Source organism: Micromonospora sp. NPDC003944, assembly GCF_053605225.1.
The window spans coordinates 1-11,164 of record NZ_JBSGIV010000114.1; the positions used below are offsets into that span (position 1 = coordinate 1).

Consider the following 11,164-nt stretch of genomic DNA (forward strand, 5'->3'; position numbering starts at 1 on the left):
GCGCGGCTTGATCCACTCGGGTTTGCGGAAGTCGGGGTGTTGGGGTCGCGGGGATGCCGCGATATCAAGGAACCCGAGTGGCGACACGCCGGGATGGGTGACGCAAAGCTCTTGATCAACAGGGGCGGGGGTGGGGTGGGGTGGGGTGGGGCTCCGAACAACGGTGCTCGGTTGCAGATCTGGCAGTGCAACGGCAACGCCGACCAGAAGGGGCGGGCCACCTGGGCGTCGACGGCGGGAGCCGCGGTGTGATTCGTCGCCAAACCCACCGCCGGTTGGCGGGGAGCGGTGGAGAATTGTGGGCCGGGGAGGGGTGCTGCGACGAACCGGGGGAGCGGTCGTGCTCGGAACCAGCCTCCTTGGCCGCCTTCGCCGACGTGACCCGGGTTACGCCATCCTGCGGCGGGCGGCACGACTGACGCTCGTCGCGTCGCTCGTCTTCTACGGCTGCCGGTACGGCGCGGGCAGCCCGACGCTCGCCACGTACGCGTTGTTCGGCACGATCGCCGCCGGGTCGTTCGCACAGCTGCCCGGCCCCGCGCCGCAGCGGGCGCGGATCCTGGTGTTGTCGCTGCCGGTGGTGTGGGCGCTGGTCGCGGCGGGCTCGCTCCTGGCCTGGAGCACGTGGTCGGCCGCCGGCGGCATGCTCGTCGTCGGGTTCGTCGTGGCGTTCGCCGGGGTCGGCAACCCGCGCCTGGTGGGGTTGGCGAGCGCGTTCCAGCTCTTCTACATCCTGGCGTCGTTCCCGCCGTACCAGCCGGGCACCCTGCCGGAACGACTCGGCGGGGTCACGCTCGCCATCGTGCTGCTCGCCGCGGCGGAGGTGCTGCTCTGGCCCGACCCGGTGCCGGTCTCCTACCGGCAGCGCCTCGCCGAGGCGGCGGACGGCGTCGCCGCCTTCCTCGACGCCGCCGCCGAGAGGTTGACCGACCCGCCCGCCACCGCCGGTGACCGGGACCCGCGGCGGGAGCGGGCGTACGACGTGGTGGCGGCGATCGAGCTGGGACGCACCCCGCCGACGTGGGCGCCCACCGCGGCGGGCGCTCAGGACCGGGCGTTGCGGATCTGCGCGGCCGCGCTACGGGAGGTGCTCGCCGAGGCGGACCGGCTGGTGGCGGACGCCCCGTCGGAGCCGATCCCGGGCCTGGCGGCGGCGCGTCTGCTGCGCGCCAGCGCGGACACGACCCGCGACGCCGGCCGGAGCCTGTCGCCCGGTGCGCCGGCGGTGGATCCCGCCGACCTGGACGTGGCCGTCGGCCGGGCCGAGGCGGCGTACCCGGTGGGAGCGGGCACCGTCCACGACACACCTGACGTACCCCGGTTGTGCCGGGACGCGACCGCGCTGGCCCTGGCGGGCCAGGCGCGGGTCTTCGCGGTGGGTTGCCGGGTGGCCACCGGGGCACGCCTCGACGACGAGGACACCTCCTCGGGCCTGTTCGAGTACGCCCGGCGCAGCCCGTGGACGCTGTACTGGTGGCAGTTCCGCTCGCACCTGGCGCCGCGCTCGGCCCACCTGCACAGCTCGCTGCGGCTGGCCGTGGCGCTCGCCGTCGCCCGGGTGGCCGCCGGGGTGTTGCAGCTGACCCACGGCTTCTGGGTGCTGCTGGCCACCCTCACCGTCCTGCGTACCTCGGCCGCCGACACCCGCACCGCGCTGCGGCCGGCCGTGCTGGGCACGATCGTCGGGGCGGTGGTCAGCGGCGGGGTGATGCTCGTCGTCGACGAGCCGATCGTGTACGCCATCGTCCTGCCGATCACCCTGCTGTTGGCCTTCGGCGTTGGTCGGCTGCTCGGTCCGCTGTGGCAGCAGGCGTTGTTCACCCTGCTGCTGACGGTGGTCTTCGCGCAGCTCAGCCCGGCCGGGTGGCGGCTCGCCGAGGTCCGCGTCGTCGACGTCCTGCTCGGCACGGTGATCGGTGTGCTGGCCGGCGTGGCGATGTGGCCGCGCGGGGCGGGCCACGACCTGCAGCACAACGCCGTCCGTTACCTGGCGGCCAACGCCGACGCGGTCGACCAGACGGTCGAGGCGGTGCTCGGCGAGGCTCCGCTACCCGAGGGCGCCCTCGATCGGGTGCGTTGGCGGATGGTCCTGGTCGACTCGTCGTACGGCCAGTACCACTCGGAGCGGCACGACCCACACCGTCAGCAGGTGAACTGGGACGCCGTCCTGAGCGCCGGGCACCATGTCGTGCCCGGTGCCCAGGCGCTGCTGCGGCGTAACCCGCCCGGCTGCCTCGCCGGCTGGCCGGAGGCGGCGGCGTTGCTGCGGGACGCCACCGGGCGTCTGCGGTCGGCGTACGACGCCCTCGGCGACGAGGTCGCCCACGGCCGGACGTCCAGGCCGACGCCGGTCTCGACCACCTGCGTCGACCAGCTCGACCGGATCCGTCCCCTCCTCGCCGGGGCCGACCTCCAGTCGGTCCGGCATGTGGTCGAGGTCGACAGGTGGCTCGCCGGCCTCGCCGACAGTCTCACCCGCGCGCGCCCGCCCGGCGGGGACGACCCGGTGGGGCGTCACGGCGAGCCGTGACGCCGGCGCCCTGCCCGGCGTGGTGCTGGTGAGCGCCGCCGGACAGGCCGCCGATCGCCGATTGGCCGTGCCCGTCCGGCGTCGCCCCGCCTAGCGTCGACAGCATGGAGATCGAGCAGGCGCAGAAGCTGTGGCAGCCGGAGCCGGGCTGGTTGAACACCGCCAGCTACGGGTTGCCGCCGGAGCCCGCGTGGGCGGCGGTGCAGGAGGCCCTCGCCGCCTGGCGGGTCGGTCGTACGTCGTGGGAGGGCTGGGGCGAGTCGACGCACCGGGCGCGGGTCGCGTTCGCCGGCCTCGTCGGGGTGCCGGCCGGCGACGTGGCGGTCGGCGCGGCCGTGTCCCAGATCCTCGCGCCGGTCGCGGCCGCGCTGCCGGCCGGTGCCACGGTGGTGGTCCCCGAGGTCGAGTTCACCTCGAACCTCTTTCCCTGGCTGGTCCAGGAGGAGCGGGGCGTCCGGGTCCGCACGGTGCCGTTGGAGTCGCTCGTCGACGCCATCGACGCCGACACCGATCTGGTCGCGTTCAGCCTGGTGCAGTCGGCCGACGGGGCCGTCGCGGCGTACGACGAGATCGTGGCCGCGGCCCGCGCGCACGACGCGCTGGTGGTGGTGGACGCGACCCAGGCGTGCGGCTGGCTGCCGTTCGACGGCAGCCGGGCCGACGTGGTGGCGGTGGGCGGCTACAAGTGGCTGATGAACCCGCGCGGGACCGGGTACGCCTACCTGGCCCCCGCGTTGCGCGAGCGGCTGCGTCCGGATGCCGCCGGCTGGTACGCGGGCCGCGACCCGCACGCCTCCTACTACGGCCCGCCGCTGCGGTTGGCCGACGACGCCCGCCGGTTCGACATCTCACCGGCCTGGTTCAGCTGGGTCGGCGCGGTGCCCGCCCTGGAGGTGGTCGCCGAGATCGGTGTGCCGGCGATCCAGGCGCACAACGTGGCGCTGGCCAACAGGTTCCTGACCGGGCTGGGTCGACCGCCGGGGGAGAGCGCCATCGTCAGCGTGGACGTGCCCGACGCGGAGCAGCGCCTCGCGGCGGCCGGCATCCGGGCGGCGGTGCGCGCCGGACGGGTCCGGGCCTCCTTCCACGTCTACTCCACCGAGGCGGATGTGGACGCGGCGCTGACGGCGTTGACCGGCTGAACGTCGCGTCGGGGCGGCCGGGCAGCCGGCCGCCCCGATGGCAGCGGACCTCGCGGCTTCAGGCCAGGTGGCCGCCGATCTTCGTGTAGCCGCGCAGCAGGTCCCGCGAGATGATCAGCCGCTGCATCTCGTCGGTGCCCTCGAAGATCCGGTAGAGCCGGACCTGCCGGTACCAGCGTTCGATGGGCAGCTCCCGGGTGTAGCCCATGCCGCCGTGGATCTGGAGCACCCGGTCGACCACCCGGTTGACCATGCCGGCGCCGTAGAGCTTGCCCATCGACGAGGCGTGCCGGGGGTCGAGCCCCGCGTCGACGGTCCACGCCGAGCGCAGCACCAGCCAGCGGGCCGCCTCCAGCTCCGTCTCCGAGTCGGCGATCATCCACTGGATGGCCTGGTTGGTGCCGATCTTCGCGCCGAAGGTCTCCCGGGTGTTGGCGTACTCGATGGCCATCTGCAGCACCCGCTCGGCGATGCCGATGGCGTGCGAGGGGATGGTGTAGCGACCCTTGCCGATCCACTCCATGCCGAGCGTGAAGCCCTGCCCGATCTCGCCGAGGATGTTGCGGTGCGGCACGCGTACGCCGTCGAAGATGAGCGACGCGGGCCCGCCCTCGCCCATCGTCTGGATGAACTCCGAGCGCCAGCCCATCGACCTGTCCACCAGGAACGCGGTGGCGCCGCCGTTGCGGGCGCCCTTCTCCCGGTCGGTCACCGCCACCACGATGGCGAAGTCGGCGTCGTGACCGCCGGTGATGAAGGTCTTCTCGCCGTCGAGGATCCAGTCGTCGCCGTCGCGGCGGGCGGAGAGCCGGATGTTCGCCGCGTCGGATCCGGCCCCCGGTTCGGTGATCGCGAAGCAGGAGCGCCGCTCGCCCTCGATGGTCGGGATGAGGAACTCCCGCTTCTGCTCCTCGGTGGCGTGGAACAGGATGTTGTCCGCCTCGCCGCCGAAGCGGAACGGCACGAACGTGCGGCCCAGCTCGGTCCAGATCAACGACTGGAGTACGGCTGGCAGGTTCATCCCCCCGTACTCCTCCGGGGTGGCCAGGCCCCAGAAGCCGAACTTGCGCGCCTTGAGTTGCAGTTCGCGCACCTCGGAGTGGTCGAGGCCCGGTTGGTGCGCCCGTTCCCGGCGGAGCACCTCCGCTTCCAGGGGCATCACCTCGCGGGTGATGAACGCGCGCACGGTGTCTCGGACGGCGCGTTCCTCGTCGGACAGTGCGAAGTCCACGGTTCCCCCTCGGTCGGCGTGGCGGTGCGCCGCTGCGGGCCGCACCGGTCACTCATAAACTAGCGGTGTAAGTTTTCATTCGTCCAGACCCCTGCTCCGGCCGACGCGGCGACGCCTGCGCGCGGGCGGCCCCGGATAGGGTGCGTGAACAGGTGGTTCCCACGGGCAGGGACACCGCAGACCGAGGAGCTCTCACGTGCCCCGACCTCGACGGCCACTGCTCACCCGCGACCGGATCGTCGAGACCGCGCTCGCGCTCATCGACGCCGACGGGCTCGGCGCGCTCTCCACCCGCCGACTCGCCGCCGCGCTCGGCGTGCAGGGTCCCTCGCTCTACAACCACTTCGCCACCAAGGACGAGATCCTCGACGCGGTCGCCGACACGGTCACCGGCGCCGTCGACACCGGCGGCTTCGCCAGCCGGGACTGGGCCGCCGCACTGCGGGACTGGGCCTGGTCGTACCGGCGGGCGCTCACCGCGCACCCGAACGTCGTGCCGTACCTGGCGCAGGGGCCGGGTCGTCGACCGGCCGCCCTCGCGATGGCCGACGCGGTCTACGGCGGTCTGGTCCGGGCCGGCTGGCCGCCGGCCCGCGCCACCCACATCGGCGCGGCGCTGCGCTACTTCGTGGCCGGTTCGGCGCTCGGCTCGTTCGCCCGCGGTTTCGTCGAGGACCCGGAGCTGTACGCGGCGCACTACCCGCACCTGCGCCAGGCGCACCGGCTCGCCGAGCACCAGCAGAGTGTGGACGAGGGTGCCTTCGCCCTCGGCCTGGACGCCCTGCTGCACGGTCTCGCCGCCGAGTACGCCCGCACCGTCGACCCGGTGGAGTCCGCGCGGCCCAACGGGTAGCGTCCAAACTCCCAGCGCTAGTTTCATCGCCCGTCGCGACCCCCTCGCCCACCCCGAAGGGACGACATGGACCTCGCCGCCCCGCCGTCGCAGTTGCCCGACTCCCTGCGCCTCCGGCGCCACCTGCACGTCGGTGGGGAGTGGACGTCTCCCGCCGGCGCCGACCTGATCGACGTGGAGAACCCGAGCACCGGGGAGCTGGTCGGGCAGGTGCCGGCCGGCACCCCGGCCGACGTGGATCGCGCGGTGGCCGCCGCCCGCGCCGCCTTCGTCAGCTGGTCGGCCGCCACCCCCGCCGAGCGCTCCGCCCACCTCGACCGGCTGCACGCGGCGCTCACCACCCGGGCCGACGACCTCGCCCACACCATCGCCGTGGAGCAGGGCTCGCCGCTCAAGCTCGCCACCCGGGTGCAGGCCGGGCTCCCGTTGACGGTGCTGCGTGACCACGTCGCGCTCGCCGCCCGCGCGCCGGTCGAGGAGAGCATCGGCAACTCGCTCGTGGTCCGCGAGCCGGTCGGCGTGGTCGGCGCGATCACCCCGTGGAACTACCCGCTGCACCAGGTGATGGCGAAGCTCGCACCCGCCCTGGCCGCCGGCTGCACGGTGGTGCTCAAGCCCAGCGAGCTGACCCCGTTGACCGCGTACCTGCTCTTCGACGCGGTCACCGAAGCCGGCCTGCCACCGGGGGTGCTCAACCTGGTCCCCGGCACCGGGCCGGTGGTCGGCGAGGCCCTGGCCGGGCACCCCGACGTCGACCTGGTCTCGTTCACCGGCTCCACCGCCACCGGCGCGCGGATCATGCGGCTCGCCGCAGACCGGATCGCCCGGGTCGCGCTGGAGCTGGGCGGCAAGTCCGCCAACGTGATCCTCCCCGACGCCGACCTGGCCACCGCCGTCAAGGTGGGCGTCGGCAACGCCCTGCTCAACTCCGGTCAGACCTGCACCGCGTGGACCAGGATGCTCGTGCACCGCGACCGGTACGACGAAGCCCTCGACCTGATCGCCACGGCCGTGACCGGCTACCGACTCGGCGACCCGTTCGACCCGGCGACCCGGCTCGGCCCGCTGGTCTCCGCCGCCCAGGCCGAGCGGGTGCGCGGCCACATCGAGCGGGCCCTCACCGACGGCGCCCGGCTGGTCGCCGGCGGGCCCGACGCCCCGGTGCCGACCCGGGGGCACTTCGTCGCCCCGACCGTCTTCGCCGATGTGCGCCCCGACAGCGCGCTCGCCCAGGAGGAGGTCTTCGGCCCGGTGCTTGCCGTCATCCCGTTCGCCGACACCGACGAGGCGGTCGCCATCGCCAACAACTCGAAGTACGGGCTGGCCGGCGCGGTCTGGTCCGCCGACACCCACGCGGCGCTCGCGGTGGCCCGGCGGCTGCGCACCGGCGCCGTGGACATCAACGGTGCCCCGTTCAACCCGCTCGCCCCGTTCGGCGGCTACAAGCAGTCCGGCCTGGGCCGGGAGTTGGGCGTGCACGGGCTGGCCGAGTTCTGCGAGCTGAAGGCGATCCAGCGATGACCGCCCCCGAGCTGTCCCCGGCCGTGCCGGGCGGCAACACCGAGCCGGCGTCCGCGCCGGTCGTCGTCCGCGCGCTCGTCGCGCGCGGGTCCGGTGCCGAGCTGCGGGTCGAGCGGGTACGTCTGCCCGCGCCCGGCCCCGGCGAGGTGCGGGTGACGATCCGGGCCGCAGGTGTCTGCCACTCCGACCTGTCCATGGTCAACGGCACCATCGCCGCGAGGTTCCCGCTGGTGCTCGGGCACGAGGCGACCGGAGTGGTGGCCGAGGCCGGGCCGGGCAGCCGGCTGACGGTCGGCACGCCGGTGGTGCTCAACTGGGCGCCGGCCTGTCGGGCCTGCTGGTGGTGCCGGCGCGGCGAGCCGTGGCTCTGCGCCGACACCACGGCCCCGACCATGCCGCGCGGCGAGACCGACGACGGGGTTCCGCTGCACCTGACCCTCGGCCTCGGCGCGCTCGCCGAGGCGGTGGTGGTACCCGAGCGGGCCGTCATCCCGATCCCCGCCGGGCTGCCGCCCGAGCAGGCCGCACTGCTCGGCTGTGCGGTGCTCACCGGAGTCGGCGCGGTCCGCAACACCGCGGGGGTCGCGCCCGGTGAGTCGGTCGCGGTCGTCGGGCTCGGTGGGGTCGGGCTCGCCGTGCTGAGCGCGGCCCGCCGGGCGGGTGCCACGACGGTCCTGGCCGTCGACGTCGCGGAGGCGAAACGGGATTTGGCCCTCGCCGCCGGGGCGACCGACTTCCTGCTCTCCGACGACCGGCTCTCCAAGGAGGTACGCGCGCGCAGCGAGGGTCGCGGGGTCGACCACGCCTTCGAGTGTGTCGGTCGGGCCGCCACCATCCGGGCCGCCTGGCGGCTCACCCGTCGTGGGGGAGCGGTGACAGTGGTCGGCATGGGCGCGAAGGACGACATGGTCAGCCTGGGCGCGCTCGACATCTTCCACTCCGCGCGCACCCTGCGCTCCTCGGTGTACGGCTCGTCCGACCCGGACCGGGAGGTGCCGGTGCTGGCGGCCGAACTCGCCGACCGCGCACTTGACCTGCGGGTGCTGGTCAGCGGAGTGGTTCCGTTGGACGACGCGCCCGTGGCGTTCGACCGGCTGGCGCGGGGCGAGGGCGCTCGCTGGGTGGTCACCCTGGACTGACGCCCGTCACAGCCGGGATTCCAGCACGTCGACCTCGCAGCCCGGTGCCCACGGGTCGAAGCCGTGCTCGGCGAGCCAGCGGATCGCCAGCAGGCTTCGCAAGGACCACCAGGCGCGGATCACGTCCAGGTCGACGTCGGCGCGGTAACCGGCGAGGACGTCGTCGAGGCGCTCCTCGTGGCCGAGCGTCAAGATGGCGAGGTCGAAGTGGGCATCGCCCTGGCACGCCTCGGACCAGTCGAGCACCCCGGTTATCTCGTCACCGTCGACGAAGACGTGGGTGATCTGCAGGTCGCCGTGCGTGAACACCGGATTCCACGGCCGGAGCGCCGCCTCGGCGACCTGGCGGTTGCGCATGACCAGGTCGCGGGGGAGGACGCCGTTGGCGACGAGCTGCCCGCACTCGGCGTCGAGCTGGGATGCCAACTGGTCGCGGCTGCGACCGGGCCACGGTGGTAGCGGCGCGTCGTGCAGCGTCCGAGCGGCGGCGCCCGCCGCGGCCCAGGCCGCCGACGAGGCGGTCGACGGCTCGCCGAGACGGCCGAGTGCCGTCCCGGGCAGGGCGGCGAGCGCGAGCACGGGTGGCTTGTGCCAGAGGACCTCGGGTGTCGGGACCGGCGCCAGCGCCATCGCGGCGACCTCGACGTCGGTACGCCCCGGTTGGGCGTCGACCTTCAGGAACACGTCGCCGACGCGCAGGGTCGCGCGTTCCCGATGGGCGACGACGACTTCGACCTCCTGCACGGGGGTCATTGTCGCGACACCAGCACCGACATCCCAGCGGTTTCTCGGCGACAACGGGCCATACCTAGCAGTACTATGCATCGTACTTCTAGGGTTTGGGGTGGGAGGTTTCGTGAAGGTCACCAAGGATCTGGTCGCCGCCTCGGCGACACCGATGGTGCTCGGCATCCTGGCCGAGGGCGAGAGTTACGGGTACGCCATCCTCCGACGGATCAACGAGCTGTCCGGGGGTGAGCTGGAGTGGACCGAGGGGCTCCTGTACCCGTTGCTGCACCGGCTCGAGCGCCTCGGCCACCTGGAGTCGAGCTGGCAGTCGGTCGCCGGCGAGCGAAAGCGCAAGTACTACCGCGTCACCGACCGGGGCCTGGCTGAGCTGGCCGAGCAGCGCCGGCAGTGGGACACCGTCGTGGGCGCGCTCAAGGAGATCTGGCACGACCGCGCGCCGGTGGCGGTGCACCCGTTGGCGGGTCTCGGATGACGGCGCACGGTGGGTCGGAGGAGTTGGAGGCGCAGTTCGAGCAGTGGCGCCGGTACGTGCTGCGCCGCCGGGAGCTGCAGGCGGTGGACGCCGACGAGTTGGAAGACCACCTTCGCGGCTCGGTCGACGAACTCGTCGCCGCGGGCCTGAGCCCGGACGAGGCGTTCCTGGTCGCGGTGAAACGGATGGGCAGCCTCGACGAACTCTCCCGCGAGTTCGCCCGGGAGCACTCGGAACGACTCTGGAAGCAGTTGGTGCTGACCGGCGACCCCGGCGGCCCGTCCGGTGACGCGCGCCCCCGGCGGGACCTGTGGGTCATGCTCGGCTGCGCGGCGGGTGCGCTGGCGTCGGTGAAGGTGCCGGCGCTGTTCGGGCTGAGTCTCGCCGACGACGGCTCGTTCTACGCGCGAAACGTCACACTGTTCGCGCTGCCCTGGTTGGCGGCGTACCTGGCCTGGCGTCGGGGCGCACGACGGCCGGTGGTCGCGGCACTGGCGGGGCTCTTCGCCCTCGGCGCCGTGGCGGCCAACGCCTACCCCCTGGCGGACGACTCGCAGTCCGTGGTCGTCACCAGCATCCACCTCCCCATCGCCCTGTGGCTGGTGGTCGGTCTGGCCTACGTCGCCGACGACTGGCGCTCCTCCCGTCGGCGGATGGACTTCGTCCGCTTCACCGGCGAGTGGTTCATCTACTTCGTGCTGATGGCCCTCGGCGGCGGCGTGCTCGCCGCGTTCCTGTTCAACACCTTCGCGGCCATCGGGATCGTTCCGGAGGAGTTCATCTCGCAGTGGCTGCTGCCCTGTGGCGCCGCCGCCGCGGTCGTCGTGGCCGGGTGGCTCGTCGAGGCCAAGCAGAGTGTCGTCGAGAACATCGCGCCGGTCCTCACCCGGCTGTTCACCCCGCTCTTCACGGCGGCCCTGCTCGCCTTCCTCGTCGCTGTCGTCTGGACCAGCCATGGCATCGACGTCGAGCGTGAGGCGCTGATCCTCTTCGACCTGCTGCTGGTCGTGGTGCTGGGGCTGCTGCTCTACTCGCTCTCGGCCCGCGACCCGCTGGCTCCGCCCGGCCCGTTCGACAAACTGCAACTCGCGCTGGTGGTCAGTGCGTTGGCCATCGACGTGCTGGTCCTGCTGGAGATCACCGGGCGCATCACCGACGAGTACGGGAGTACGCCCAATCGCGCGGCCGCGCTCGGCGAGAACGTGGTCCTCCTGGTCAACCTCGCGTGGTCGGCCTGGTTGCTGCTGTCCTTCATCCGTCGGCGCACGCCGTTCGGGGCGCTGGAACGATGGCAGACCGGCTACCTGCCGGTGTACGCGGCGTGGGCCTGGATCGTGGTCCTCGTCTTCCCGCCGCTGTTCGGTTTCGCCTAGGCGGCGCGGGTCCAGGCGGGTCTGGACGCGCCCGGGCCGGCCCACCCGCCACGGGTGTTCAGGTGACACATCGGGAAGCCCGGCTGCGAGTCGGGGGTGGCGGCGGCGAGGACGGCCAGGTCGACCCGATCGGCGTGGGGACGCAGGCGAGGC

The 11,164-nt window shown here is 73.3% G+C and carries 9 protein-coding genes; 7 read left to right on the forward strand and 2 right to left on the reverse strand.

Features of this window, described 5'->3' with window-relative positions; all coding sequences use genetic code 11:
- Nucleotides 1–340 precede the first annotated feature (340 nt).
- A complete protein-coding gene (locus ACWER9_RS30990) occupies nucleotides 341–2,530 on the forward strand; it encodes an FUSC family protein (protein ID WP_452305186.1) in 2,190 nt (729 codons plus the stop codon).
- 104 nt (nucleotides 2,531–2,634) lie between these two features.
- Complete coding sequence (locus tag ACWER9_RS30995) at nucleotides 2,635–3,672, forward strand: aminotransferase class V-fold PLP-dependent enzyme (RefSeq protein ID WP_452305187.1); 1,038 nt, start codon at nucleotides 2,635–2,637, stop codon at nucleotides 3,670–3,672.
- 58 nt (nucleotides 3,673–3,730) lie between these two features.
- Here ACWER9_RS30995 and ACWER9_RS31000 read toward each other — a convergent pair whose 3' ends face one another.
- Nucleotides 3,731–4,903, reverse strand: a complete 1,173-nt coding sequence (locus tag ACWER9_RS31000) for an acyl-CoA dehydrogenase family protein (protein WP_196922268.1) — start codon at nucleotides 4,901–4,903, stop codon at nucleotides 3,731–3,733.
- A 196-nt stretch (nucleotides 4,904–5,099) separates the two neighbouring features.
- On the opposite strand from ACWER9_RS31000, the gene ACWER9_RS31005 reads away from it, so the two are divergent.
- From ACWER9_RS31005 to ACWER9_RS31015, 3 genes are all read left to right on the forward strand, one after another.
- On the forward strand, nucleotides 5,100–5,756 hold the full coding sequence (locus ACWER9_RS31005; RefSeq protein ID WP_452305188.1) for a TetR/AcrR family transcriptional regulator C-terminal domain-containing protein: 657 nt from the start codon (nucleotides 5,100–5,102) through the stop codon (nucleotides 5,754–5,756).
- A gap of 66 nt (nucleotides 5,757–5,822) precedes the next feature.
- A complete protein-coding gene (locus ACWER9_RS31010) occupies nucleotides 5,823–7,277 on the forward strand; it encodes an aldehyde dehydrogenase family protein (protein WP_452305189.1) in 1,455 nt (484 codons plus the stop codon).
- On the forward strand, nucleotides 7,274–8,416 hold the full coding sequence (locus ACWER9_RS31015) for an alcohol dehydrogenase catalytic domain-containing protein (protein WP_452305190.1): 1,143 nt from the start codon (nucleotides 7,274–7,276) through the stop codon (nucleotides 8,414–8,416). Before ACWER9_RS31010 ends, ACWER9_RS31015 begins: the two co-directional genes overlap by 4 nt.
- A gap of 6 nt (nucleotides 8,417–8,422) precedes the next feature.
- Here the strand turns inward: ACWER9_RS31015 and ACWER9_RS31020 are convergent, their stop codons facing one another.
- Nucleotides 8,423–9,169: a phosphotransferase gene (locus ACWER9_RS31020; protein WP_452305191.1), complete on the reverse strand. Its 747-nt coding sequence runs from the start codon at nucleotides 9,167–9,169 to the stop codon at nucleotides 8,423–8,425.
- A 103-nt stretch (nucleotides 9,170–9,272) separates the two neighbouring features.
- Here ACWER9_RS31020 and ACWER9_RS31025 point away from each other — a divergent pair, with 103 nt between their 5' ends.
- Nucleotides 9,273–9,638: a PadR family transcriptional regulator gene (locus ACWER9_RS31025; protein ID WP_452305192.1), complete on the forward strand. Its 366-nt coding sequence runs from the start codon at nucleotides 9,273–9,275 to the stop codon at nucleotides 9,636–9,638.
- Entirely contained in the window at nucleotides 9,635–11,011 is a 1,377-nt protein-coding gene (locus ACWER9_RS31030) for a permease prefix domain 1-containing protein (RefSeq protein ID WP_452305193.1), read from the forward strand. The genes ACWER9_RS31025 and ACWER9_RS31030 overlap by 4 nt, the downstream gene beginning before the upstream one ends.
- The last annotated feature ends 153 nt before the right edge of the window (nucleotides 11,012–11,164 follow it).